The sequence below is a fragment of the Nostoc sp. PCC 7107 genome (assembly GCF_000316625.1).
Lineage (GTDB): Bacteria > Cyanobacteriota > Cyanobacteriia > Cyanobacteriales > Nostocaceae > Nostoc_B.
Genome location: NC_019676.1, coordinates 3624206 through 3648732, shown reverse-complemented (window position 1 = coordinate 3648732; position 24527 = coordinate 3624206). Strand labels below are relative to the sequence as shown.

General features: G+C 40.4%; 28 protein-coding genes and 1 pseudogene. 23 read left to right on the top strand and 6 right to left on the bottom strand.

Features of this window, described 5'->3' with window-relative positions; all coding sequences use genetic code 11:
* Positions 1-129 precede the first annotated feature (129 nt).
* The 16 genes from NOS7107_RS15745 (at position 130) to NOS7107_RS15670 (ending at position 13681) form a co-directional block, all read left to right on the top strand.
* Positions 130-1068, top strand: coding sequence for an RluA family pseudouridine synthase (locus NOS7107_RS15745; protein WP_015113951.1), 939 nt, complete (start codon positions 130-132; stop codon positions 1066-1068).
* A gap of 780 nt (positions 1069-1848) precedes the next feature.
* Positions 1849-2367 carry a phycocyanin gene (locus NOS7107_RS15740; protein WP_015113950.1) on the top strand — a complete coding sequence of 173 codons (519 nt, stop codon included), beginning with the start codon at positions 1849-1851 and terminating at the stop codon, positions 2365-2367.
* Between the two features lie 73 nt (positions 2368-2440).
* On the top strand, positions 2441-2929 hold the full coding sequence (locus NOS7107_RS15735) for a phycocyanin (protein WP_015113949.1): 489 nt from the start codon (positions 2441-2443) through the stop codon (positions 2927-2929).
* Positions 2930-3065: 136 nt separating this feature from the next.
* A complete protein-coding gene (locus NOS7107_RS15730; protein ID WP_015113948.1) occupies positions 3066-3902 on the top strand; it encodes a phycobilisome linker polypeptide in 837 nt (278 codons plus the stop codon).
* Between the two features lie 112 nt (positions 3903-4014).
* Positions 4015-4785, top strand: coding sequence for a HEAT repeat domain-containing protein (locus NOS7107_RS15725; RefSeq protein ID WP_015113947.1), 771 nt, complete (start codon positions 4015-4017; stop codon positions 4783-4785).
* Positions 4786-4918: 133 nt separating this feature from the next.
* Positions 4919-5533 (top strand): HEAT repeat domain-containing protein, encoded by a 615-nt coding sequence (locus NOS7107_RS15720; RefSeq protein WP_253274446.1) that lies wholly within the window; start codon positions 4919-4921, stop codon positions 5531-5533.
* A 590-nt stretch (positions 5534-6123) separates the two neighbouring features.
* The gene (locus tag NOS7107_RS15715; RefSeq protein WP_015113944.1) at positions 6124-6645 is read left to right on the top strand and encodes a phycocyanin subunit beta; all 522 of its coding nucleotides are present in this window, start codon (positions 6124-6126) and stop codon (positions 6643-6645) included.
* A gap of 78 nt (positions 6646-6723) precedes the next feature.
* Complete coding sequence (gene cpcA / locus NOS7107_RS15710; protein WP_015113943.1) at positions 6724-7215, top strand: phycocyanin subunit alpha; 492 nt, start codon at positions 6724-6726, stop codon at positions 7213-7215.
* A 156-nt stretch (positions 7216-7371) separates the two neighbouring features.
* Positions 7372-8232 carry a phycobilisome linker polypeptide gene (locus tag NOS7107_RS15705; RefSeq protein WP_015113942.1) on the top strand — a complete coding sequence of 287 codons (861 nt, stop codon included), beginning with the start codon at positions 7372-7374 and terminating at the stop codon, positions 8230-8232.
* Between the two features lie 46 nt (positions 8233-8278).
* On the top strand, positions 8279-8521 hold the full coding sequence (locus NOS7107_RS15700) for a phycobilisome linker polypeptide (RefSeq protein ID WP_015113941.1): 243 nt from the start codon (positions 8279-8281) through the stop codon (positions 8519-8521).
* Positions 8522-8531: 10 nt separating this feature from the next.
* Positions 8532-9386 (top strand): HEAT repeat domain-containing protein, encoded by an 855-nt coding sequence (locus NOS7107_RS15695; RefSeq protein ID WP_015113940.1) that lies wholly within the window; start codon positions 8532-8534, stop codon positions 9384-9386.
* A 116-nt stretch (positions 9387-9502) separates the two neighbouring features.
* Complete coding sequence (locus tag NOS7107_RS15690; protein ID WP_015113939.1) at positions 9503-10102, top strand: HEAT repeat domain-containing protein; 600 nt, start codon at positions 9503-9505, stop codon at positions 10100-10102.
* 40 nt (positions 10103-10142) lie between these two features.
* Entirely contained in the window at positions 10143-10982 is an 840-nt protein-coding gene (locus tag NOS7107_RS15685; protein ID WP_015113938.1) for a phycobilisome rod-core linker polypeptide, read from the top strand.
* Positions 10983-11126: 144 nt separating this feature from the next.
* Positions 11127-11870: a phycobilisome rod-core linker polypeptide gene (locus NOS7107_RS15680; RefSeq protein ID WP_015113937.1), complete on the top strand. Its 744-nt coding sequence runs from the start codon at positions 11127-11129 to the stop codon at positions 11868-11870.
* 218 nt (positions 11871-12088) lie between these two features.
* Positions 12089-12802: a phycobilisome rod-core linker polypeptide gene (locus NOS7107_RS15675; RefSeq protein ID WP_015113936.1), complete on the top strand. Its 714-nt coding sequence runs from the start codon at positions 12089-12091 to the stop codon at positions 12800-12802.
* Positions 12803-12913: 111 nt separating this feature from the next.
* On the top strand, positions 12914-13681 hold the full coding sequence (locus NOS7107_RS15670) for a phycobilisome rod-core linker polypeptide (protein WP_015113935.1): 768 nt from the start codon (positions 12914-12916) through the stop codon (positions 13679-13681).
* 202 nt (positions 13682-13883) lie between these two features.
* Here the strand turns inward: NOS7107_RS15670 and NOS7107_RS15665 are convergent, their stop codons facing one another.
* Complete coding sequence (locus tag NOS7107_RS15665) at positions 13884-14144, bottom strand: Txe/YoeB family addiction module toxin (RefSeq protein WP_044500023.1); 261 nt, start codon at positions 14142-14144, stop codon at positions 13884-13886.
* A complete protein-coding gene (locus NOS7107_RS15660) occupies positions 14125-14376 on the bottom strand; it encodes a hypothetical protein (protein WP_015113933.1) in 252 nt (83 codons plus the stop codon). The genes NOS7107_RS15665 and NOS7107_RS15660 overlap by 20 nt, the downstream gene beginning before the upstream one ends.
* Before the next feature lie 177 nt (positions 14377-14553).
* Here NOS7107_RS15660 and NOS7107_RS15655 point away from each other — a divergent pair, with 177 nt between their 5' ends.
* A complete protein-coding gene (locus NOS7107_RS15655) occupies positions 14554-15048 on the top strand; it encodes a hypothetical protein (RefSeq protein WP_015113932.1) in 495 nt (164 codons plus the stop codon).
* Between the two features lie 167 nt (positions 15049-15215).
* On the opposite strand, the gene NOS7107_RS15650 is transcribed toward NOS7107_RS15655, so the two are convergent.
* The gene (locus tag NOS7107_RS15650) at positions 15216-16025 is read right to left on the bottom strand and encodes a carbonic anhydrase (protein ID WP_015113931.1); all 810 of its coding nucleotides are present in this window, start codon (positions 16023-16025) and stop codon (positions 15216-15218) included.
* A 32-nt stretch (positions 16026-16057) separates the two neighbouring features.
* Positions 16058-17569, bottom strand: coding sequence for an FAD-dependent oxidoreductase (locus NOS7107_RS15645; protein WP_015113930.1), 1512 nt, complete (start codon positions 17567-17569; stop codon positions 16058-16060).
* Between the two features lie 175 nt (positions 17570-17744).
* Between NOS7107_RS15645 and NOS7107_RS28615 the strand changes: the two are divergent.
* Positions 17745-17837: pseudogene (locus NOS7107_RS28615) on the top strand (Uma2 family endonuclease); the annotation flags it as partial.
* A 209-nt stretch (positions 17838-18046) separates the two neighbouring features.
* Here NOS7107_RS28615 and aroF read toward each other — a convergent pair.
* Complete coding sequence (gene aroF / locus NOS7107_RS15640; RefSeq protein ID WP_083889710.1) at positions 18047-19003, bottom strand: 3-deoxy-7-phosphoheptulonate synthase; 957 nt, start codon at positions 19001-19003, stop codon at positions 18047-18049.
* Between the two features lie 570 nt (positions 19004-19573).
* On the opposite strand from aroF, the gene NOS7107_RS15635 reads away from it, so the two are divergent.
* The 5 genes from NOS7107_RS15635 to NOS7107_RS29035 all read left to right on the top strand — a co-directional run bounded on the left by NOS7107_RS15635 (position 19574) and on the right by NOS7107_RS29035 (position 24192).
* A complete protein-coding gene (locus NOS7107_RS15635) occupies positions 19574-20068 on the top strand; it encodes a hypothetical protein (protein WP_015113927.1) in 495 nt (164 codons plus the stop codon).
* A 72-nt stretch (positions 20069-20140) separates the two neighbouring features.
* Entirely contained in the window at positions 20141-20842 is a 702-nt protein-coding gene (locus NOS7107_RS15630; protein ID WP_015113926.1) for a pentapeptide repeat-containing protein, read from the top strand.
* Between the two features lie 345 nt (positions 20843-21187).
* Positions 21188-22975, top strand: coding sequence for a sensor histidine kinase (locus NOS7107_RS15625; protein ID WP_015113925.1), 1788 nt, complete (start codon positions 21188-21190; stop codon positions 22973-22975).
* Between the two features lie 131 nt (positions 22976-23106).
* Complete coding sequence (locus NOS7107_RS15620; RefSeq protein ID WP_015113924.1) at positions 23107-23931, top strand: SDR family oxidoreductase; 825 nt, start codon at positions 23107-23109, stop codon at positions 23929-23931.
* 99 nt (positions 23932-24030) lie between these two features.
* Entirely contained in the window at positions 24031-24192 is a 162-nt protein-coding gene (locus NOS7107_RS29035; RefSeq protein ID WP_015113923.1) for a hypothetical protein, read from the top strand.
* Here NOS7107_RS29035 and NOS7107_RS15615 read toward each other — a convergent pair.
* Positions 24189-24461, bottom strand: coding sequence for a hypothetical protein (locus NOS7107_RS15615; RefSeq protein ID WP_015113922.1), 273 nt, complete (start codon positions 24459-24461; stop codon positions 24189-24191). The genes NOS7107_RS29035 and NOS7107_RS15615 overlap by 4 nt on opposite strands.
* Positions 24462-24527 lie beyond the last annotated feature (66 nt).

Genomic DNA, 24527 nt, shown 5'->3' with positions numbered 1-24527 from the left:
GGAGTTTAAAATTCACTAGTTAACAATCTAAAGTGAAACTGCATGAAGTATGAAGTGTGAGATATTAAGTCTTACCCAGTCATCATCCTTAGCTGTCCTTATTTCCTACTCACCACAACCTTATTTTCGATGCAGACAGAATTTAATTTACAAGTTTCAGAAAATAGTCAACGTTTAGACCGTTATCTTGCGGAAGAATTACCAGATATTTCTCGTTCTCGCATTCAGCAATTTATCGAACAGGGTAATGTGCAAGTTAACGATCAAGTCTGCACATCTAAGAAGGTGAATGTGAAAGCAGGCGATCGCATAACTCTACAAATACCAGAAGCGCAACCCCTAGAGCTACAAGCGGAAGATATTCCTCTAGATATTCTTTATGAAGATGATCAGTTACTTATCCTCAACAAACCCGCTGGTTTAGTTGTCCATCCTGCACCGGGACATTATGATGGCACACTAGTAAATGCTTTGTTGGCACACTGTCCTAACCTTCCCGGTATTGGCGGAGTTCAACGTCCGGGAATTGTCCACCGATTGGATAAGGATACAACAGGTGCGATCGCTATTGTCAAAACTGACATCGCCTATCAACATTTGCAAGCACAACTTCAAGCTAAAACCGCACAGCGAGAATATTTAGGCGTAGTTTACGGTGCGCCAAAAACTCAAAGTGGTAAGATAGATTTCCCCATTGGTCGCCATCCCCAAGATCGCAAAAAAATGGCCGTTGTCCCTGTAGAAGAAGGTGGACGCGCAGCAGTTACGCATTGGCAAGTATTAGAGCGTTTGGGTAACTACACATTAATTCACTTTCAATTAGAAACGGGACGTACTCATCAAATTCGAGTCCATAGTGCCAAAATCGGACATCCCATTGTTGGTGATCCTGTTTATGGTTCTGGTCGTTCTGTCGGCGTAAATCTTCCCGGTCAAGCATTACACGCTTGGCGGCTAAAATTGCAGCACCCTATTTCCGAAGATTGGATTGAGGTAACAGCACCACCACCTCCAAGCTTTACAACCTTACTAGAAGTTTTGCGCCGCAGAGGAGCAATCTCTTTTTAAAAAAATCGAAAGAATTTTCTAACTTTGCTTCACGTTGCTTTACAAAAGCTTACATTATTGATTTTTGCCAAAAATCGCAGTAAGCAATAGCAATGCTGGATGAAATGCTCATAAACAAAAAGTTATAAGTAAATTAAGAATATATCTGCTACCTAAAATTAAAATCATTTTATTTAGCTAATAAAAATTAAATATTGTGATATATGTTACAGATTCTATCTAAAAATTTTCAAAAACTACTAACACTCAATGAAAGAGAAAAATAAAAACTTAAAAGTTAAAAGGCTTGAATTTTCAGCTTTTAGTTTGTATTGAGTAGTAGCTTGATTCCTGCTGTGCTAAAACACATCCACAAGTCATACTGTCAGAAAACCCTGATATATAAGTTGTATTTTTTACTTAGCTCAAAAAAGCTGAGAAACTGTATGAAGTAATATATCCAAAAATGTTTAATTGTAAAGCAAATATTGACTTAGCATCAGCAAAAGCTTTGTAGAGCAATACTTTAGCGAAAAAGATGTATGGGGTAACACTATTTTACAAAACTTAAGAATAAAGTAACTCAACCAATATATAAAATACGAACAAGGTTTTAAAAGCAATTAGAAAAACCAGCAAAATTAGCTGTTTTTGGGAATAGTTGATTGCCGCAAAATTATTGTTATTTCAAATCATAATTTGAAATATCTATTCTGTGATGCAATAAAGTTTTTTCAATAGATTAATTGCTATAGCCTTAATCAAATATCTGCAATGAATGACCTTTAGGAGGAATAGAAAATGCTCGACGCTTTTTCCAAAGTAGTTGAACAAGCCGATAAAAAAGGTTCATATCTTACTGGTGAAGAAATCAACGCATTATCAGCAATGGTTGCTGATAGTAATAAGCGGTTAGATATAGTTAACCGACTCAATGGTAATGCTTCTTCAATTGTAGCTAATGCCTATCGGGCTTTAGTTGCTGAACGTCCGCAAATTTTTAATGCTGGTGGTGCTTGTTTCCATAACCGTAATCAAGCTGCTTGTATTCGTGACTTAGGATTTATTCTACGTTATGTCACCTATTCTGTACTAGCGGGTGATGCCAGCATTATGGACGATCGCTGCTTGAATGGTCTCCGCGAAACCTACAATGCTCTAGGTACTCCTGGTGATGCTGTAGCTTCAGGCATTCACAAAATGAAAGATGCAGCGATCGAAATTGCTAATAACTCCAATGGTATTAGCAAAGGTGATTGTAGTCAACTGATAGCTGAATTGGCTAACTATTTTGATCGCGCTGCTAGTGCTGTTGTTTAATAAATTTTTTGGGCAAATTTTTCGCCAACTGGTTGTTAGTAATTAGTCGAAAATCGAGGAGATTAGGAGAATTATGAAAACGCCTTTAACTGAAGCGATATCTGCTGCTGATGTGCGCGGTTCTTATCTCAGTAATACCGAAATGCAAGCAGTATTTGGTCGTTTCAACCGCGCTCGTGCAGGTTTAGATGCTGCCAAAGCATTTAGCAATAATGGCAAAAAATGGTCAGAAGCAGCAGCAAATCATGTTTATCAAAAATTCCCCTACACAACTCAAATGAGTGGACCTCAATATGCGTCTACACCCGAAGGGAAATCTAAGTGTGTACGCGATATTGATCACTATCTCCGCACCATTAGTTATTGTTGTGTAGTTGGCGGTACTGGCCCTTTAGATGAATATGTAGTTGCTGGGTTGAGTGAACTCAATAGTGCTTTGGGTTTATCTCCTAGTTGGTATGTAGCTGCTCTTGAGTTTGTGCGTGACAATCATGGTTTAAATGGTGATGTTGCCGGTGAAGCTAACATCTACCTCAACTATGCAATCAACGCATTAAGCTAATACAAACTTGTGGGTTTTTGGAAATAGAGTATTGCTGAATAACTAGACTAGTTTTCTACTTTAGTTACGGCATTTTTCTACTACCAAAAACCCAAATTTATTGCGAACAAAAATTTAAACAGGAGCAATTGTTAAAATGAGTAGTTCAGTTGCAGAACGGCTAGGCATCAGAGACGAAATCGGCGTTAAAGTTGAGTTACGACAAAATTGGACTGAAGACGAATTACAAAAAGTATTTCGGGCTGCTTATCAACAAATTTTCGGTCGTCAGGGACTATATGCCAGCCAAAAATTTACTAGTGCTGAAGCTTTATTGCGTAATGGCAAAATTAGTGTCCGGCAATTTGTCGAGACTTTAGCAAAATCTGAATTTTACAAAGAATGCTTTTTTTATCAAAACTCTCAAGTGCGGTTTATTGAATTAAATTATAAGCACTTACTGGGACGCGCACCCTACGATCAATCAGAGATTGCTTTTCATGTAGATTTATATGCTGCTCGTGGCTATGACGCAGATATTCAGTCTTACATTTATAGCCCAGAATATAATAATGCTTTTGGGAATTTTATCGTTCCTTATCATCATGGATTTCAGTCAATTCCCGGAATGAAAACGGTAGGTTTTAACCGCATATTGGAACTTTATCGCGGTTGTGGTAACAGTGATAATGCCCAAATGGGGCGGAAAAATTCTCGTCTGAGGACGAAAATTTCATTGAATTTGGCTAATGGAATTTTGCCACCAACTTCCGCAGGTACAGGTTTTGTTTCAGAAGCACCGACTTTAATTAGTTCGGCTGCCAAAGGAGATGGCCGGATGTTCGTTGTTGAAGCGATCGCTGGTAAAATCGGTTCTCAAGCCGCAGTCCGCCGCAGTCGTCAGACTTACACCGTACCTTATGAACGCCTCTCAGCTATATACCAAGAAATTCACAAGCGTGGCGGTAAAATAGTCAGCATTTCGCAAGTGTAATAGAGTAATTTCAGCAGATAATCCTTGAAATTGGGTGTGAGGGTGTAGGGGTATAAGAGTGTAAAAATCTCTACACCCCTACACCCTTAATCCCTTATACCCATACTTCATCATGACCACTAACACCGCCGAACCAATTCTTTCGCCAGAAACAGCGATCGCTGCATTATCTAGTGATGATAATCAAATTCGCTATTATGCGGCTTGGTGGTTAGGTAAACATCAAGTGCAAGCGGGCTGTATGGCGTTATGTGATGCTTTATTTGATGAACGGTATCGCATCCCATTGGGGGGTTATCCGTTGCGTCGTCAAGCTGCACGCGCTTTAGGACAATTGAAAAATCCCCAAGCTGTACCTGCGTTAGTAACAGCGTTAGAGTGTGACGAAGATTTGCGTCTGCGAGAAGCGGCGATCGCTGCTTTAGCCGCTATTGGTGACAAAAGAGCGGTAATTCCTTTACTCAATCTTTTGCAAAGCACTCAAGAACAACCCTATGAGGCTTTAATTGAAGCATTAGCAACGCTCCAAGTTTGGTTAGCACAGCCACAAATTGAAGCATTTTTAAAACATCCTTCGGAACGAGTGCAATGTGCTGCGGCTCGATATATGTATCTTTTAACTCAGGAACCCCAATACATCGAACGTATTGTTAAAAATCTCACCCACGACAATATGTATTTACGTTGGGCTGCGGTTTTTGACTTAGGTGCAGTTGGACATCAACAAGCTATACAAGCAATATTAACAGCGCAGGTTCCTAATAGTTTGAAGCTGCTGAACTTAAAGCGCATTTTAGAAGCACTTTTGGAGAGTAATAATTATGAACAAGATATTGCGTTGTTGATTTTTCAAACGATAGATGATTTATTAATTCAACTTTAAAATTCAAAAGTTAATTTTCGACATTGGTAATTAAAAGTCAAAAATAAAAAGTAAAAAGGCAAAATATTTTTATAGCTCTTTTACCTTTTACCTTTTACTTCTATCACCAGTCCTTTTTGCCATGCAGTTTTTTATGAATGAAAAATTAATTTCACAAATCAATCATGCCAGTACACCAGAAACCGTGATTGCCGCAATTACAGCAATCACAGTTAGTGAAATACCAGAGCTAGAGGTTATTAACGCCTTAATTGCTGTTTTGAGTCATCATCATCCAACGGTGAGGGCTGCTGCTGTACAGGTGTTAGTGAAGCTGGGAAATTCGACAGTAAAACCGTTAATTATTGCTTACAAAGCTTCTTGTGATCAAGGTTTGCAAGCCCATATTATTCAGGCTTTAGCTCAAATTGGTTCTCCAGACTCATTGGATGTATTAGCGGAAGTTGTGGGTACAACTGTCGCCAATCATTGCCAAGGGAATGTGCGCCGGATTGCTGCAAGAGGATTAGGCAAAATTGCTCTGAATTCTCCCGATGCAGAAGTTATTGGTATTGTTCAAGAAAAGCTCATTTGGGCTTTGCTTAACCCTGAAGATTGGGGATTGCGTTATGCTGCGGCGGTATCTTTACAAGCAATTATCACCTCCGAAACCCAAGTTGCTTTACAAACTGCGATCGCTGGGGAAACCGATAACGTCGTGCGATCTCGCATCGTCTTGGCCTTGGAGTCAGGAAAAGCGCACAAATAACAAACTAGAAACGACTCATACAAATCATCCCCTGAGCCTAAACCAACCACTCACAAAAATGTTGCGAAATATTTATTTTATGTTTCTTCACAATAACCATCCGGATGCGAAAACTGGTGTAAAACTGCAATATCTTGCTTGGTAAGGGTTCTAGAAAAATTAAGAAAATATTAAACGGGATATAATTTACGAAAAAATTGGTAAATCATGAAGTTGTGTAACAAAAAATCTGGACTTTTCTCAGGTACAGTCCTTGTATGTAAAGGATTTGAAGGGGTTCTTATGACTGCAACTTATTTATTCATAATTTGTAACAAATAAAGGATCTATAGCGTTGTATAAACATAAGCTGGAGGGGTAAATAACAGACAGAACATAAACAAGGCAGTCAATTCGTAAAGCTTGCTCGTTTCTCATAAAACCAAACCTGGTTCTCATAATTTTTTTATGAATCAACAGGCAAATTTGAGAGGCAGCAAAAATACAAAGAGATACTTGGTCTGTTATGTTCCATCCCAACCAAAATTGATAAAACATTACCAGTTTTAATCGAGACATCTCTCAACTAAGGAATTAGGAGATTAGAGTCCATGACATTAGATGTATTCACCAAGGTAACTTCTCAAGCTGATGCTAGAGGCGAATTCTTAAGCAACGAACAATTAGATGCTCTATCTAACGTTGTTAAAGAAGGCAGCAAGCGCTTAGATGTTGTTAACCGCATTACAAGCAACGCTTCTGCTATCGTTACCAACGCTGCTCGTGCGTTGTTTGAAGAGCAACCCCAATTGATCGCTCCTGGTGGTAACGCTTACACCAACCGTCGCATGGCTGCTTGCTTGCGCGACATGGAAATCATTTTGCGCTATGTAACATACGCTATTTTAGCTGGTGATGCAAGTGTCCTGGATGATCGCTGCTTAAACGGCTTGCGTGAAACCTACAACGCTCTAGGTACACCTGGTTCTTCTGTAGCTGTTGGCGTTCAGAAGATGAAAGACGCGGCTGTTGCGATCGCTAACGATCCTAACGGTATCACCAAAGGTGATTGCAGTGCATTGATCTCCGAAGTAGCAAGCTACTTTGATCGTGCTGCTGCTGCTGTTGGTTAATAGCAGTCCCAAAGTCTAATACGCAAGTATTAGGCAACTAGGTAAAAAGACTAAAAAATACCAAGGAGATTTGAAAAGATGGTTAAAACACCAATTACCGAAGCTATTGCAGCTGCTGACACCCAAGGACGTTTCTTAGGCAACACCGAATTGCAAGCTGTTAACGGTCGTTATGTACGTGCTGCCGCTAGTTTAGAAGCTGCTCGTGGTTTGACCTCCAACGCTCAACGCTTGATCGATGGTGCAACCCAAGCTGTTTACCAAAAATTCCCTTACACCACCCAAACACCCGGCCCTAACTTCGCTGCTGACAGCCGTGGTAAATCCAAGTGCGCTCGTGACGTTGGTCACTACCTACGGATCATCACCTATAGCTTAGTTGCTGGTGGTACTGGCCCATTGGATGAATACTTAATTGCTGGTTTGGCTGAAATCAACAGCTCCTTTGATTTGTCTCCTAGCTGGTATGTAGAAGCTCTGAAGCACATCAAAGCAAATCATGGTTTGTCTGGTCAAGCTGCTAACGAAGCTAACACCTACATCGACTACGCTATCAACGCTCTCAGCTAGATAGTTTTTTGCCCGGGGAGGGATGCAAGTGCTGGATGGAATCACCTAGCAGTTGGATCTAGCCCCGGGCATAGTTTTTATGTGGGAATAAATAAAAGGCTTTATTTCAGCAAGCAGTCGGTTCTAAACAGCCGAACATCAATAGGGGGATAGAAAATGGCAATTACAACAGCAGCATCTAGGCTAGGGACAGAGCCATACAGCGAAGCACGTAGAGTTGAACTGCGCCCCAACGCCAGCAAAGAAGAAGTCGAAGCCGTGATTCGTGCCGTATATCGGCAAGTCTTGGGTAATGATTACGTCATGGCATCAGAACGCCTCGTAAGCGCAGAATCACTCCTGCGGGACGGAAACCTGACAGTGCGGGAGTTTGTGCGTAGCGTTGCCAAATCAGAACTCTACAAAACCAAGTTTTTCTATAACAGCTTCCAAACTCGTTTGATCGAACTCAACTATAAACATTTGTTGGGTCGCGCTCCTTACGATGAGTCAGAAGTTGTTTATCACCTCGACTTGTACCAAAACAAAGGCTACGACGCTGAAGTTGACTCTTACATTGATTCTGTAGAGTATCAAAACAATTTTGGTGATAGCATTGTACCTTATTATCGTGGTTTTGAAACTCAACCAGGGCAAAAGACAGTAGGTTTTAACCGGATATTTAGGTTATACCGAGGCTATGCTAATAGCGATCGCGCCCAAGTAGAAGGGAAAAAATCACGCCTAGCACGGGAATTAGCAAGCAATCTAGCTTCTTCAATTGTTGGCCCATCCGGCAGTAATAACAACTGGAGTTTCCGCGCCACAGCAGATCTAGCTCCCAAGCGGAATTTAGGTAACGCTGTCGGACAAGCTGATCGTGTTTACCGTATTGAAGTTACAGGACTTCGCAGTCCCGGCTATCCCAGCATCAGAAGAAGCAGCACGGCTTTTATCGTACCTTACGAACGGCTTTCTGACAAAATTCAGCAAATTCATAAGCAAGGCGGCAAAATAGCCAGCGTTACACCAGCTTAGATTGCTGCAATAGGGAGTTTACAACCAAACAGGAGATATAGAAGTAATGTTCGGTCAAACCACACTCGGTGCTAGTAGCGTTTCTTCATCTGCTAGTCGGGTATTTCGTTATGAAGTTGTAGGCTTGCGGCAAAACTCCGAAACTGACAGAAATAAATACAATATTCGCAATAGCGGTAGTGTATTTATTACAGTGCCATACAGCCGGATGAATGAAGAATACCAAAGAATTACCCGTCTGGGTGGCAAAATCATCAAGATTGAGCCATTAACTGCTGAAGAGGAATAATCCCCTGGTAATGATAGAACCCAGTGGGGAAGAATTTCCCGCCCAGAACACGCCACAGCTAACACCAGAATTAGCGATCGCTAACCTGCAATCACCAGATTTAAGTCTCCGCTATTATGCAGCTTGGTGGCTGGGCAAGTTCCGGGTTAACAGAGCAGATGCTGTAGATGCTTTAATTGTGGCATTACAAGATGAAGCCGATAGGACAGAACTCGGAGGTTATCCGCTGCGCCGAAATGCAGCTAGAGCATTAGGTAAGTTAGGCGATGCTAGAGCAGTACCAAACTTAATTGAATGCCTAGAATGTTCTGACTTCTATGTGCGTGAAGCCGCAGCCCAATCTTTGGCAATGCTGCGCGATCGCCTCCGGCGGGGCGTAGCCCATCGCACTTCTGCATCAGCACTGATCAAAATGTTAGATGGTGGTGTTGCCGAGGCCGTGCAAGTAGCGGGACTCCCCCACCTAACCCAGCCCTACGAAGCAGTTATCGAAGCCTTGGGAGCCATTCGCGCTACTGAGGCAATTCCACTCATTCAGCCTTTCCTAGAGCATCCAGTACCACGAGTACAATGCGCCGCCGCCAGAGCTATGTACCAACTCACACAAAACCCTATCTACGGAGAAAGGTTAGTGCAGATGTTGGCAGCAGGTGATCTGAAGTTACGTCGCGTTGTCTTAGGGGATTTGGGTGCAATTGGGTATTTGGCAGCAGCGGAAGCGATCGCTCATGCTCAGGTCGAAAATAGCTTCAAAATTATTGCCCTCAAAGGATTACTAGAGCATCAAATGACAGATGAATTAGATCATCTTGTCATATCTGATGACGCAATTCGGGTAATGAACTTGATGGATACACTTTTATAGTCACTTGTCATTTGTTATTTGTCTCCGAAGTTCTGAGCGGAGGCTCCCTCCGCTCAGACTTCTCTCTCTGTCAAAAGCTGATGACAAGTGACAAATGACAAATGACTTAATAACTAATGACTGATGAACTAATTCGTGCCGTCGCCGAAGCAGACACACCAGCAAAAATGGTGGCAGCAGTGCAAAACCTGGCAGCAACAAAAGATATAGCTGCAATTCCTACCCTAATTGCTGTGTTTGGTTATAACAACCCAGTCGCCGCAGGGGTAGCTGCAACTGCCCTCACAGAAATGGGAGAAATCGCAGTACCACAGCTAATATCTCAAATTGATGACTATAACTATGGCGCGCGGGCTTATTCGATTCGCACTTTAGCTGCGATCGCTGACCCTCGTGCTTTAGATTTATTAATCAGTGCTGCTGCTACAGACTTTGCTCCGAGTGTGCGCCGTGCTGCTGCCAAAGGACTAGGAAACTTGCACTGGCATAAGCTCGATTTTCCCGCCAGCCATACAGCACCTAAAAGAGCTTTAGAAACACTTATATTTATTTCTCAAGACTCTGAATGGTCAATTCGCTATGCTGCTGTTGTTGGTTTACAAGCCTTGGCCCAAAATAGCGATTTGCAACAGCCTATTTTTGCCAGACTCAACCAAATGCTAGCAACCGATACCGAAAAAGCAGTCCGCGCTCGTGTGCAACTAGCTTATCGTTAATAAGCTTGTTTGAATACCATAAAACAAGGTAAAAGTAAATATGTCAATACCATTACTTGAATATTCACCAAGTTCCCAAAACCAGCGGGTAGAAGGTTACGAAGTACCTAACGAAGACACTCCAATTAGTTATCGCTTATCTGCTGCCACTGACGATAAAGATATTGATGCCATCATCTGGGCAGCATATCGCCAAATCTTCAGCGAACATTTAATTATCAAAAGCAATCGCCAATCCTTCTTAGAATCACAACTACGGAATCGGGCGATTAACGTGCGAGATTTTATCCGCGGATTGGGTAAATCTGAAGTCTTCCGCACACAGGTAGCAGATATCAACTCCAACTACCGTTTAGTTGACATCATCTTAAAACGCTTCTTAGGACGCGCAGCCTATAATAAAGATGAGGAAATTGCCTGGTCAATTGTCATTGCCACCAAGGGCTTACATGGGTTTATCGACGCATTGCTAGACAGCGACGAATATCAACAAAACTTTGGTGAAGACATTGTACCTTACCAACGCCGTCGCTTCAAAGACAGACCCTTTAACTTAGTTAACCCACGCTATAACGGTTACTGGCGCGATCGCCAGACCATGACCTTCCTGGGTGGTCGTTCATTCTACAGTGCGCGTACCACAGGTTATGCCACCAAAGAAGAAATTCGACGCGTTATTCCCAGCAACTTCATGGCAATGGCTGGAAACATAATTACCAACGAACGTAATTATCAACGCGTAACCGCTTCCGTTGTCTCCCAAATCAGAGACATGAAGATTCCCGATACCAGCCGTGAAGGTGGGACTCCGCAACCAACAGTTAAACCCACAGCCGTTGCCCTACCTTACCGTTATCTTGCTGGCACTAAGACAACCTAGAAGGCAAAAGGTAAAAGTTAAAAGTCAAAAGGTAGAAAGAGAAATATTAAATTTCAGACTACCCTGCGGGAACGCCAAAGGCGAATAGACTTCAGACTTCAGACTTCAGACTTTTTTCATGACCAATGACAAAACCCTAAAACTATGGCAATACCTCTACTAGAATACAAACCCAGTTCGCAAAACCAGCGCGTCCCTGGTTACGAAATTCCTAACGAAAATACCCCCCGTCCCTATCGCATAGAAAACTGCGCTGAGAATAGTGATGTTCAAGAATTAATTTGGGCAGCCTATCGGCAAGTATTTAGCGAACACGAAATCCTGAAATTCTTCCGCCAAGACAACTTAGAATCTCAGGTAAAAAACCGCGCCATTACTGTGCGTGACTTCATTCGGGGTTTAGCCAAGTCTGAAGCTTTTCGGACTTTAGTCATCGAGACAAACTCTAACTACCGTTTAGTAGAAATTGCCCTCAAAAGGTTTTTAGGTCGTGCGCCTTATAATAAAGATGAAGAAATTGCTTGGTCAATCAAAATAGCAACTGCTGGTTGGGATGGTTTTGTTGATGCTTTAATCGACTCTGAAGAATATCTCACCAACTTTGGCGAAAATATAGTTCCTTACCAACGCCGCCGCTATAAAGATAGACCTTTTAACCTAGTCACCCCTCGCTACGGTAACTACTGGCGCGACAAATTAGAAGATGCTCGCTATATAGAAGGCGACATCAAAAACTTCTTGGCTTTGGCTAATTCCATCAATATTAGAACCGTCACCTATACACCGGTTAACCTAGCCAACATCAAAATTCCCGACACCAGCAGAGAAACCGTACCCCAAGGTATTCCGGTGTCTATCAATTCCAGTGCTAATTTCCCCGTGCGGTAAGGGCTTTTTTTCAGTGGTTTGATAAAGGTATAAGAAGGATTATTGTTTGCAATAGCCAACTCACAACCTTCTAAATGTTTTCCGTCGAGTTACTCAATCATCAATTAAAAGTAACTCATACCAATTGGAAAAAATCATAGATTTAAAATCTAAAATCCAAAATGGTACAGACGGACTGGGTATAAGATGCCAACCTTATTCTCAAGGCGGTCTTTAGTATGGCATTACCTTTACTCGAATACAAACCCACAACTCAAAATCAAAGAGTTAGTAGTTTTGGTACGGCAGATATTAACGAAGATACACCTTATATCTACCGTATAGAAACAGCCAACTCTCCTAGCGAAATTGAAAGACTAATTTGGGCAGCTTATCGCCAAGTCTTCAACGAGCAGGAAATTCTCAAATTTAACCGCCAAATAGCCCTAGAAACCCAACTTAAAAATCGGTCAATCACGGTTAAAGACTTTATCCGCGGTTTGGCCAAATCAGAGCGATTTTATCAGCTAGTTGTCACACCCAATAATAACTATCGGCTGGTAGAAATGTGTCTGAAACGTTTGTTAGGTCGCGCTCCTTACAATCGGGAAGAAGAAATAGCCTGGTCTATTCACATCGCCACTCGCGGTTGGAATGGATTTGTCGATGCTCTGATTGACAGTGAAGAATACACTCAAGCTTTTGGTGACTACACTGTCCCCTATCAGCGCAAGCGTATGAACGTAGACCGACCATTCAGCTTTACTCCCCGCTATGGTGCTGACTATCGAGAACGTGCAGGTATTGTTAAGACCGAGCGTGATCATTCTTGGTCTTATATATCTAGCAAGAAACTTGATGGGACTGCACTATTGGCCGTATTACTGGTAATGTCCGCAGGAATAACTCTCTTGTTGGTACTAAATTGGTTAGGAATTAATACTGGCTTCTAACCTAATGCGGGACAATAGATAAAGCATGAGTGAGGATTTTGAGTAATCAAACCTCCTCATTTTTCACCAACTAAATCTCTGTGTAATCTTTTAATAAGAGGAAAAAGCAGCATGGCTCTGCCATTACTTCAATACAAACCCAGCAGCCAAAACCACCGTGTGAAAAGCTTTGGTGTTGCTGACCAAAATGAAAATACACCCTATATCTATCGTATAGAAGATGTCAGTTCTTATACTGATATCCAAAGCATCATTTGGGCAGCTTATCGCCAAGTTTTCAGCGAACATGAAATTCTCAAGTTCAACCGCCAAGTAACTTTAGAATCTCAACTTAAAACTGGCGCAATCTCTGTGCGTGACTTTATCCGTGGTTTAGCCAAGTCAGAGGCTTTCTATCGTTTGGTTGTTTCTGTCAACAATAACTACCGTTTAGTTGACATTACTCTCAAACGCTTATTAGGTCGTTGTGCTTACAACAAAGAAGAAGAAATCGCTTGGTCAATTGTGATTGGCACCAAAGGTTTTAGCGGCTTTGTTGATGCTTTATTAGACAGCGAAGAATATAACCAAAGCTTTGGTGAAAATACCGTACCCTACCAACGCAAACGCTTGGTAGACCGTCCACACAACTTGGTTACACCTCGCTACGGCGAAGATTTCCAAGAAAAAGCAGGTACAGTTCAAACCGACTGGCGCTTTACTTTGGAGAAATTCTACAGCCGCAAATCCCAAGAAAAACGGCTTGCAGAAGGCGATCCACGCAAGTTTGCAGATTTGGCAGCAGCTATCAATCCAAGTGGTAACTACGGCCAAAGACTCTCGTCTTTTGATATCGATTATCTTGCTGCAGTGCCTTACCGTGGTGGTAACAGACGCTAAGATTAAAAATCTAGTGGTCTAAAATTTTATACTGGGTCTAGTTTTTGCGTTGATGTAATAACCAGCAGCTTATGTGTAGTTGGATGTTGCATTGAGTGAAGGCTAGACCCAGTTGTTTTTGTTGTTATTTTGAACACTGAAAATCTCGGATGGTGTGTAGAGTAACGCAACAAAACGTCCTAGTGGTTATACTGTATTTTCATTATTCATAATGATATTTACATGAAAGAATTATTAGTAAGTCTTCTTCTATTTTGTAAATTAACCTATGTTCATCTGTAATTCGCCTTGACCAGTAACCTTGTAATTCATATTTAAGGGGTTCAGGCTTACCAATTCCTGAGAATGGCTCTCTTTGGATATCTTTAATTAAGTCTAATATTTTTTTGAAAATTTTTTTATCTTCTGTTGACCACTGACCTAATTGTTCAAAAGCTTCTGGTTCAAAGGCTATTTTTTTCATATTCATCTAAATCAACATAGATTAGATTTCCTTGTTTTACATTTTCTAAAGCTCTAAGTAAATGTTTTTTATTAGCTTCTGACTTGATAAGATAGGTAGTTTCGTCTTCATCAGTTAGCTGTTCTACTAAAACTATGACTTCTACAACAGTTCCTTCTGGCAGTTCTGTAGTAGACAGTTCAATTTTGCCATCTTTACCAACAATAGCCTTTTGTTTAATCCCACTCAGCATAGTTTACTTTTAATTTATTTTATTTAGATATCAAGACTATTGTAACTCTATTATACTGACAGTCACTATTCTCATAACCAAGCTACTATTACGCTTAAATTTTACATAATCATGTTATTTTACCCAGATTATTGGGAAATATAAAATTAGGTTCCTGAAAATAAATCGGAGATAATAATGACTGATTTATCAAGATTAAAGTGGAGTAAAAACGTAAATTATCAAGGTGATGAAAAAATATACTGGGATTATCAAATAGACGAAACTTCAAAAATATTTATCTTGCATTGGAAAAAGGGAGGTGAAGCTAATGCAGAAAAGCCAGAAGAAGGTGATCTCCTAATTGTCCGACAACACGCTCACGTAACGCACGTTGTTCAATTTTTCAATGACACTGTTTATGATGATGATTCTGGTTATGAATTTAGCATTGGTCGTCTAGTTCAAATAATTTGGAAAGCAAATGATTTGAAAAATCTTCCGCATAATAAAGAAATATTCGCTTGCTCAGTTACTTTTCCTCCAAATGGAAAAGCTCATTATTTAGAAAATATTAGTGATTTTAATAAACATTGGAGTAAGTACGGCGGATTACCTGGGTTCCAAAACTATGTTACAGATGTATTAAATAACAAAGGCGAATGGCTAAAACCTTTAATAAAGTTAAAGTAAGTCGGTGAGAATAAACCTAACTATGTAACAGATTGTAAAATCGGTATAACCTTATTGTATAAATGGTCTCTGAGCGATCGCAAAAGCTATTTCGATAACTCCCGTTATAGTAATTGCGATCGCAATTACTATTTCACCGACTCCCGATCTAACAAATCAGCACTAGCTCAAGTTTTATCAGTATTGGCGCTTTCAAACACTCCCCGTTGGTTTAAAGCTTGTATTGGGCGCGCATTATCAGGAAATAGATGAGTAAATTTAGCTATCTGTTCCTGAGATACTTCAATGGGATTTTCCATGATGTACCATGTCACATTTTCCGAGCAAGGTGGAGTGGTAAGAGAACCAGAATAAGTTAAAAATCTGCGTTCTGTTGGTAAGAGCGAAGACGCATTGATAATTGTATCTTTGACTTGGTGTGCTTCTCCTGATGTTTGTGGTATTGCATCCCAAATAGTTTGCAGATTAGGGTTAAACTCTCCAGATTTTAAGAACACACCAACTACTGCTAAATTACCTGCTTGACTACGGTGAACAAAGTGCAGTTCCATATCATATTCTTTCCCGTTGATGTGGTGTTCACTGGGGTGGTGAAAATGGAATTGTAGCAGCTGATAAACTTGGCGATCGCTCTCTATAAAACTTCCTGGTTGATAGTTAATTTGAATCGTTTTGCCATTATTAATTAAATTTAAAGGCGTTGGCTGATATTTAACTATTAATAAATCTTGATTATTTTTATCTAAACTTTTGACAGTATTAACTTGTAAATCAATTGGTGTTTGTCTTTTACCTGTATAACAAAGTTCAAAATCTGGTGAAAGTTTACCCCAATATTCTGGCCCTTGTTTGCCGATATATCCCCAATTCATTGTTTTGGCTGCGGCTGGGGAGGTTACACAGTTAGAAACCGAAGTTCCTAAAGCCGTCATACCTAATAATTTTAGTAGTCGCCGTCTGTTTAAAGTATCACTCATAGCAATTGTAGATTTTGAGTTACATTTTTGGGTTATGGCAACCAAAAATCAGGCAAGATAGACTTGCTTATCTGGCGGACTGTTTCGTTGAGCGATCGCCCGATTTTGATATGCAGTTCATCTTCTTGTATAGGTAAAATCTCAGCAGGCTGACCTTCACCTAAATAAGACATGACAAAATTGGCTGCTTCTAAGCCTGTGACATAAGCTTTTTCTTGCGACCATGAACCGTGACGGTTAATAATCCAATCACCACTCATGAATACATTGGCAAAACTTGTTCTAGCTGGCAACATCGAACTATAGCTACCCGGTGCAAAGTGCGTTACCGCATTTGGCAAACGAATTACACTACTATCAATTACTTTCGCCTGTTTAAATTCTGGTATACAAGTTGCTAAATAATTCTGCACAATTGGCAGAATTTCTGCATCACTTAAATTTAAAAACTGATTAGCGTGATAAAAATCAGCTTCAATGACTGTTCCTGGTTCATATTGATATTCATCATGCAGCGCATTTAAATCAAAGAATGTCCATCCGGTAGTTGTATCAAAGCCAAAGCAAGCATTAGAAGGACGTGGAATATCTATTTTCCGGTCAAACCATAGTCGCGTTGCCAAAACATCAATTGCGCCTAAATTACCTAAATTCTGAAATTCTTTGCGACTTTGTAGACTAGGACTGGAAGAAATAATTTTCTTCATTCCAGTGATACCGACAGCAAAAACTACGGCATCAGCATCAAATACTTGCTCACCACAAACTACACCAGTAGCACGATTATTATCATCAACAATTACGTCAGTTACACGATGCTTTGGTAACACTTTGCCGCCAGCTTTTTCAATTTTTTCCACCCAAGGACGGAAGATTTTTTCGCCTACAGTTCCCCGACACCAAACCACATCAAAATTAGGTTGATGCGCCAAAATAAAATAATAAAGCATCCCTAATGTGGCAGCGGCAGAACATTGTTCACCAGGGGCAAATAAGCCTACCAACAACATCGGCTCAAATGCGTCACGATAAAGCCTTGCAGAGACACCAAAATCTTTGAACAATTCCCGCGCCGTCACAGAATCATAACGCCGCCAAGCTGCATCAGAATTATCAAAATCAACCACAGCATAGAGTAAAGGCAAGGCGCTCAAACGGTCAATTAATGGCAACCGCTGAAAGTGAGTGTAGAGAAAAGTGCCTAAAGGTGCAGGTAGTTGAGGCAATTGTTGAAAAATGGGTGATTCTACTTCTAAACCTGCGGGTGAATATTGAGCAGAACGAGTCCAGGTGGTGAAGGGGTTAATATCTAATTCGTTGATCAGGGCAAAAATATTTCTGTAAGGATACCAAAAGCCATGAATCCCGGCTTCTACAGATTTACCTCCGGGAGTTTGCCAACCTGCAACGAGTCCACCAGGATAGGGGCCTGCTTCCAGAAGTGTCACATCATACCCTTGCTTGGCTAAATGGTAAGTTGCGCCTAAACCAGCCCAACCTGCACCAACGACTACGACGCGTTTTTGTTGTGACTCTTCTGCCATTTTGCTCTCCAATTGTTGCTGCCCATCAATTAATGTATACGAACTTGCCTTCAGCCGGAGAGGGAAATTTCCTATGACAAAATAGTTTTATTATTCTAGAGCCAGTGCGATCGCTTACGAACTATGGTTTCTACAATCAAGTACCGCTACAGTTTAGATGAATATCGTGCGCTGTGATTTTAAAGGTTTAGAGAGTTCTATTTCTTTAGAGTCAGTTGGAGTTGATTTACCAATGGCGGAAATCTATCGCGGCGTTGTATTTGAATAAACAATGCTAAGTGTACAGTAATTATTTCAACACCTACAGCAACCCAGCAAACAAATCCTTAATAGTAAGCAGAAGTTTACCATTAGATAATTGTGGGATTAATTGTCTCACGCAGAGGCGCAGAGGGGACTAGGAGTTAGAACTTGGCGAAATTCTTGTAAATTCTTATTTCTCTGTGTCCTCTGTGTCTCTGTGGTTCGTAGTCAATCTTACACCGCGCAATAAATAGGGGCAGGTTTTACACCCACCCCTTTTGTTTCTGATGTTTTCCTTCCTACGGCGGCGGCTACTGGCTTTAAAGTTTCTACTAAGTTCACCATGTCTTCTAAAGATAATGCTTGACGGGCATCCGAAACGGATTTTTCGGGTTCTGGGTGACACTCAATAATTAATCCATCTGCCCCACAAGCTACCGCCGCTTTGGCTAAGGGTGCGACTAGTTCTCTTTTACCGACTGCGTGGGAAGGATCTACAATCACAGGTAAATGAGTAATTTGCTTGAGGGCGACTACTGCACCTAAATCTAAGACGTTGCGGGTGTAATTATCAAAGCTGCGAATACCGCGTTCACACAGCACTACGTTAGGATTACCGTGACTGAGGATGTATTCAGCGGCCATAACGAATTCTTCAATGGTGGCGGCTAAACCACGTTTGAGCAAAATGGGTTTATCAACTTGTCCCAAAGCTTTGAGTAAGTCAAAGTTTTGCATATTGCGACTGCCAACTTGCAGCATATCAGCATGGGCGGCGACCACTTCAATTTGAGAAATTGCCATAACTTCTGTAACTACAGGCATATTGTAGAGCGATCGCACTCTCGCTAAAACTTCTAATCCTGCTTCTGCCATTCCCTGGAAAGCGTAAGGCGAGGTGCGAGGTTTGTAAACACCACCCCGTAAGCCTTGCACTGATGAAATTGATAGCTTTTGAGCAACTGTTTCCATTTGTTCTAAGCTTTCGACTGTGCAGGGGCCACCAATAATTACTAATTCTTCGCCACCGAAGGCAACTGTCTCTGAGAGTTTAACAATTGTTTGGTGGTTGGGATGAGATTGGGCGGCAAGTTTGGCGTTAATCATTGTTTGATTCTCCGAAAGTATAAAGTCTGAAATTAAAAAAGCCCGGAAACTGAGAGTTCCGGGCGCGTTCTGACAAATTGGCATGACGCTATTTACCCGGAGTTTGGTCTGGGCCAAAAGTAAAAGCTGTAATACCCGTGGTGGAAATTAGTCTTCATGCTCAATACTTTCAAAAACATAGGTGATAGGTAACAGGTGAAAGTTTTAGGGGATTTAATACTTTTGACTTTTGACTTTTGACTTCCCCTCTTGGGGCGCTCCTAAAAAACAAAAAAACCGCAGAGTTGACTTCTGCGGTTCATCGGGCGGTTTCCAGTCGAAAACGTGACTCACTCCCGGTGAACCGCCTTACGCCAAAAATAAAAGTAGTAATTGTGGCTGAACATATATGCTGTGCTGAGATACAAAATTAAATATGTAGCTTCCTTGAGCTTCACGATAACAAAAGCGATCGCTTGCGTCAAGCACCACACAACATCAAAAAAACGATAAACTCATTACAACTCTGGGAATAGAGATTTGTGGCAGGTTGGTAACTGAAAAATAAGCTCAAGGGTATGAGAATAAAGAGAATCAGTTCTCCCCAGCCCTGACTAGCTTGGTTATGCAACTTTGCACGAACACATATACTTTTGCGAAAAACTCAGTTTTATTATGCCCAGTTCCAAAATCTTCAGCAAATCTTTTGATGCTCATGAAGCTTACCCTTGCCCAGTTTGTCGAGTCGGTAAAATTTCACAAATGCCATTAATGGAGACGATGGCTTGTGATTTCTGTCAAGAGATTTTTACTGTCAATTTAGAGCAACAGCAAATAAAAATGCCTTCGCGGCAACCGCCTTTAGTTTGGCGTTGGAATGGCTTTAGTTGGACAGAAGCTCAGTTAGAAGGTGTGGAATTAGGTTGGGGTTATGGAATAGCTGCGATCGCTTTTGTCTTTCTGCCCACCACTTTAATTGGCATCGTCGCTTTTTACTTTCCTCCATCTGTTGACTCTCCCCTCAGTTGGATACCTTACATTTGGACTATCTTAACCTTTTTGTCACATTTATTCATCGTTTTGTGGATTATTGTTGAGGTTTATCAAATTCCTGTTGCAGCATATTTCCGAGCTATGAATCGATGGCGAAATGGAGAAATAGGAAGATGACGGGGATACAGATAAAAAGGGACAATAACCATTGACTATTGACCACTGATTATTGACTATTAACAACATCCTATGAAAGAGTTGGAGCGATATTATCGAGTCTTAGAATTAGAGCCTGGTGCAACACTTGACGAAGTAAACCAGGCTTATAAAGATTTAGTCTTCGTGTGGCATCCCGATCGCCTTCCCAAAGATAACATCCGCTTGCAACAAAAAGCTCAAGAAAAACTCAAAGCAATTAATGAAGCGCGGGATAAATTGCGCTCTTTCAATGGTCATTCTACCAATGGAAAGCATCATCCCACTTCACACTCCCATTCATCTGCATACACTTATTCACCTGCATACACTCAGTCACCCCAACCAAAAAGATCACCGCAACCCACACCGCAACCACCAAAGCCAGGTTCAGATTTGAGTGGTAAAGATTTCAGTCGAGCAAATTTAAGTAACAAAGATTTATCTGGGAGAAACATGAGTTATGCCAATTTAAGCGGTGCTGACCTCAGCGATACTTTTATGCACAAAGTCATTCTCCGAGGTGCAAATTTGTCAGAAGCAAATTTATTTAGGGCTAACCTACTTTTAGCTGACCTTAGAGAAGCAAATTTACGTAACACTAACTTAATTGGCGCAGATCTCAGTGGTGCTGATTTGCGGGGAGCCGACTTAACCGGCGCACGTATTCGTTCGGGCGAGCGCTTGCTAGTTAAACTTATTGGTGCTAACTTAGCAGGTGCAATTATGCCAGATGGTAACACTTATAGTTCATGATTCACCAATAAGTGCGATCGTCATCTGTCTTAACTACGTCTGACAAATGATGAAGCTAGATCAAAATCCTCTTGATTTTGGCGAAGTTAGAGCAAACTTTCTGCGTTTTTTCCTGTTTTATATTCTGTCTCGACAAAAAGAATTTCTCCGCATCCCATTATATTTATAGATAAAATTTACGTATTTTAACGAATTTCAAATTGAGATTTATCACAGAGAATGTAGCAATCAATATTTTTGTTGCATCTCCTGCATTTTTCCGGCTGACATTAACTTAACTGAGTATGGCTGACACTAAATATTTAAGTTAGGCTAAAGCCATTTGTGTGGGGATAACAAATATATATGCGATCTGCCAAGGCTAAAAATTTTTCTGTGAAAGATAATCAGACTAATAATTTCTCTACAAAAGAGTCTGTAACTCAATCGCCATTAAATCATCAAAATCGGATTGCCAAACTAGTTAATAATCTGAGTATCAGTAAGAAAATTGCTTGGGGTTATACTTTAGCTCTCAGCATTGCTGTTGTGGGAACAGTAGGGGGCTTTATCCTCGGAGATTACTATCAGCGACAGGCTTTAATTGAGAAACAAGAAAAATGGCAAGAAAGCCAGCTAATTCGCAATCTTCATGCTGTTTTACTAGAATTACAAGCTCATCAAGGAAAAATTTTAGTCTTTACAGATTTAGCACATTGGCAAAAAGAACGGACTAATTTAATACAACATTCTGCCGAACTCCAAGAACTTTGGTCAGAATTGAAAACTTATGTCACACAGTATCCTAATAAAAAGATATCCAATTTTTTGCAGACTTATGAAAGTAGTTCTATAGTTTATAGCCAGCAAATAATGGCAGTATTAAATCAAGGTGACACATCTAATTTAAAACCTGAGAATATAGCCCTAGCAAAAAAACAACTGTTAACTTTAACTCAGAGCAATATATATATTCAACTCCATGAAAGTACAGATGCTTTAGATAAATTGCTGGAAACTTCTGAGGGGAATTTTCAACGCAAAGAAATAGCTGTAATCGCTACAGAGAAAGTGCGAGACAGAATTATTATTATCAGTATGCTCTTATCGGTGGCGATCGCTATTGTACTGGCTCACTACACCAGTCGAGCGATCGCTCGTCCACTCAAAGCTGTTCACGATGTCGCGCGGAAAGTTACTCAAGAATCTAACTTTAATTTGCAAGCACCAGTCACTACGGCTGATGAAGTAGGGATGTTAGCCGACTCTCTCAATCAACTCATTCAACGTGTTAATACACTTTTAGCAGAGCAGAAAGCCGAAGCATCTCGACAGTTAATTCAAAATGAAAAAATGTCTAGTCTCGGACAGATGTTAGCGGGAGTAGCGCACGAAATCAATAACCCAGTCAACTTTATGTATGGAAATCTTCAGCATACTAACGCTTATTTTCAAAATTTATTAATGCTGCTGGAAGCCTACCAAGGTAAAATCCAAGATGATGAACTAGATGCCTTAGCTGAAGAGATTGACTTAGATTTTATCAAACAAGACTTGCCAAAATTATTACAATCTATGCAAGTTGGTGCTAAACGCGCCAAAGAAATTGTTTTAAGTTTGAAAAACTTTTCGCGTTTGGATGAAACTGAATTTCATGCAGTAGATATCCATGCTTGTATTGAAAGTACTTTGTTAATTCTGAATAATCGTTTGAAAAAAAGAATCACTGTAGTTAAAAAATATGGAGAATTACCTAATATTGAAGGCTATGGTGGCGCATTATATCAAGTATTTATGAATATTTTATCGAATGCCATTGATGCTTTAGAAGAGGCAGATAATGAAGAAGCAAATCAAGAAATTATCATTGCTACACAATGTCTAGATGAAGAGTGGATACAAATAAAAATTTCGGATAATGGTTCGGGGATTTCGCCAGAGTATCAACAAAAGATATTTGAAACTTTTTTTACGACAAAACCTATTGGAGTGGGTACAGGTTTAGGTTTATCAATTAGCTATCAAATTGTTGTAGAAAAACATCTCGGTCAGCTAACTTGCGAATCGGAAGTTGGCGAAGGAACAACATTTGCGATCGCATTGCCTATCAAGCGCCCAAATGCTCATGATAATTCGGCGGAATATAGCACATAAACAATATTGAATAATAAATAATTCAATATTTGAAATAATAGATATTTTGTGACTCTAAAAAACATCATATTATTTATGTCACAATTAATAAAAATACAGCCCCTAAGAGTCAAGTAAGAGAAGAATCATCAATGAATATTGCGATCATTGGTTGTGGTTATGTTGGTTATTCAGTAGCTAAATATTGGCAGCAAAAGATGACTTTTGTTGTTACCGCTACTACAACTACCCCTGAACGTATCCAAGAATTGCAAACTGTAGCGCAAAAAGTCGTAATTGCTAAAGGAAACAACGCTGAAACACTGCAATCAATTTTGCAAAATCAAGATGTATTGTTGCTGAGTGTGGGTGCAAAAGGCGCAAATTTATATGAAGAAACTTATTTAGAAACTGCCAAAACTTTAGTGGCGATTTTGCCGCAACTACCGAATATCAAGCAAATTATCTATACAAGTAGTTATTCTGTTTACGGCGATCGCAATGGTGCTACAGTCGATGAAGACACACCAGTAGAGCCAACCCATACTTCAGGAATAGTTCTCAGAGAGACAGAAAAAGTTTTACTCTCAGCCACCAGTGAAAAATTACGAGTTTGCATCTTGCGCTTGGGCGGGATATATGGAAATAATCGAGAACTGATTAAAATATTTGGTCGCGCATCTGGTACAACTCGTCCCGGTAATGGCGAAGATGTCACGAATTGGATTCATTTAGATGATATTGTTGGTGCGATTGAATTTGTCCGTCAACAACACTTGCAAGGTATTTATAATTTAGTGGATGACGCACATTTAAGCAGCCGAGTATTACTAGATACTTTATTTGCCAAACACAATTTGCCTACCGTTAAATGGGATAGTGATCAAAACAGCAACCGTCCATATAATGCCAAAGTGTCCAATCAAAAAATTAAAGATGCGGGGTACAAGCTGATTCATCCCCACATGATTTTTTGAATTTATCTTTCAAAAATGAAGTACATACTCCAAACATGAAGTATATTAGTGTATAATCATCTTAAATGTTGGGCAAACATAACATTTAGATATTGACTTATGCCTACTGCTCTTTTGAAAAATGGCGCCACTGTTCAAGTTGCTGTAGAAGACTTGGAAAAGTTCATGGAAGAAAACGCAGAAAACATAGTAGTTCAGCACGTTAAGCGGCGTGGGAAACTCAGGAAGAAGATTGCTGAGTCTGAAAATATTGCAGTTTAGCGATAAATGATGACTGTAACATTTGAGTCAGTCAATAGCCATTCTTCTTTTTCCAGCATCTCTTGGGTTCTGGCATAGAATACATCACACATCCTAAAACACCTATAGTCTGTCTTTGGGTTATCGTTTGTCTGAGGTACATAATCAACTTCAATACCTAACTCTACATACACCCAAACTCCACTTTTACCTTGAACTTGTCCATCAACCCATCCGTTAGACTCCGCTTCATTGAAGTCTTCGCGGGAAACCTTAACTCTTAAGCTCATAAAGAAACAACAGACATATCACGTTTAAGTGTATAGAAAAATTACTACACAGCAGGGAGTAGTTTT

Coding starts and splice junctions, on each gene's coding strand:
- NOS7107_RS15645 (WP_015113930.1), bottom strand. CDS start 17,569: ATGGCAGAAGAGTCACAACAAAAACGCGTCGTAGTCGTTGGTGCAGGT.
- NOS7107_RS15635 (WP_015113927.1), top strand. CDS start 19,574: ATGCCCAGTTCCAAAATCTTCAGCAAATCTTTTGATGCTCATGAAGCT.
- NOS7107_RS15655 (WP_015113932.1), top strand. CDS start 14,554: ATGACTGATTTATCAAGATTAAAGTGGAGTAAAAACGTAAATTATCAA.
- NOS7107_RS15680 (WP_015113937.1), top strand. CDS start 11,127: ATGGCAATACCTCTACTAGAATACAAACCCAGTTCGCAAAACCAGCGC.
- NOS7107_RS15735 (WP_015113949.1), top strand. CDS start 2,441: ATGAAAACGCCTTTAACTGAAGCGATATCTGCTGCTGATGTGCGCGGT.
- NOS7107_RS15665 (WP_044500023.1), bottom strand. CDS start 14,144: ATGAAAAAAATAGCCTTTGAACCAGAAGCTTTTGAACAATTAGGTCAG.
- NOS7107_RS15625 (WP_015113925.1), top strand. CDS start 21,188: ATGCGATCTGCCAAGGCTAAAAATTTTTCTGTGAAAGATAATCAGACT.
- aroF (WP_083889710.1), bottom strand. CDS start 19,003: ATGCCAATTTGTCAGAACGCGCCCGGAACTCTCAGTTTCCGGGCTTTT.
- NOS7107_RS15660 (WP_015113933.1), bottom strand. CDS start 14,376: ATGCTGAGTGGGATTAAACAAAAGGCTATTGTTGGTAAAGATGGCAAA.
- cpcA (WP_015113943.1), top strand. CDS start 6,724: ATGGTTAAAACACCAATTACCGAAGCTATTGCAGCTGCTGACACCCAA.
- NOS7107_RS29035 (WP_015113923.1), top strand. CDS start 24,031: ATGCCTACTGCTCTTTTGAAAAATGGCGCCACTGTTCAAGTTGCTGTA.
- NOS7107_RS15620 (WP_015113924.1), top strand. CDS start 23,107: ATGAATATTGCGATCATTGGTTGTGGTTATGTTGGTTATTCAGTAGCT.
- NOS7107_RS15725 (WP_015113947.1), top strand. CDS start 4,015: ATGACCACTAACACCGCCGAACCAATTCTTTCGCCAGAAACAGCGATC.
- NOS7107_RS15700 (WP_015113941.1), top strand. CDS start 8,279: ATGTTCGGTCAAACCACACTCGGTGCTAGTAGCGTTTCTTCATCTGCT.
- NOS7107_RS15630 (WP_015113926.1), top strand. CDS start 20,141: ATGAAAGAGTTGGAGCGATATTATCGAGTCTTAGAATTAGAGCCTGGT.
- NOS7107_RS15730 (WP_015113948.1), top strand. CDS start 3,066: ATGAGTAGTTCAGTTGCAGAACGGCTAGGCATCAGAGACGAAATCGGC.
- NOS7107_RS15615 (WP_015113922.1), bottom strand. CDS start 24,461: ATGAGCTTAAGAGTTAAGGTTTCCCGCGAAGACTTCAATGAAGCGGAG.
- NOS7107_RS15720 (WP_253274446.1), top strand. CDS start 4,919: ATGAATGAAAAATTAATTTCACAAATCAATCATGCCAGTACACCAGAA.
- NOS7107_RS15685 (WP_015113938.1), top strand. CDS start 10,143: ATGTCAATACCATTACTTGAATATTCACCAAGTTCCCAAAACCAGCGG.
- NOS7107_RS15650 (WP_015113931.1), bottom strand. CDS start 16,025: ATGAGTGATACTTTAAACAGACGGCGACTACTAAAATTATTAGGTATG.
- NOS7107_RS15675 (WP_015113936.1), top strand. CDS start 12,089: ATGGCATTACCTTTACTCGAATACAAACCCACAACTCAAAATCAAAGA.
- NOS7107_RS15695 (WP_015113940.1), top strand. CDS start 8,532: ATGATAGAACCCAGTGGGGAAGAATTTCCCGCCCAGAACACGCCACAG.
- NOS7107_RS15705 (WP_015113942.1), top strand. CDS start 7,372: ATGGCAATTACAACAGCAGCATCTAGGCTAGGGACAGAGCCATACAGC.
- NOS7107_RS15740 (WP_015113950.1), top strand. CDS start 1,849: ATGCTCGACGCTTTTTCCAAAGTAGTTGAACAAGCCGATAAAAAAGGT.
- NOS7107_RS15670 (WP_015113935.1), top strand. CDS start 12,914: ATGGCTCTGCCATTACTTCAATACAAACCCAGCAGCCAAAACCACCGT.
- NOS7107_RS15715 (WP_015113944.1), top strand. CDS start 6,124: ATGACATTAGATGTATTCACCAAGGTAACTTCTCAAGCTGATGCTAGA.
- NOS7107_RS15745 (WP_015113951.1), top strand. CDS start 130: ATGCAGACAGAATTTAATTTACAAGTTTCAGAAAATAGTCAACGTTTA.
- NOS7107_RS15690 (WP_015113939.1), top strand. CDS start 9,503: ATGACTGATGAACTAATTCGTGCCGTCGCCGAAGCAGACACACCAGCA.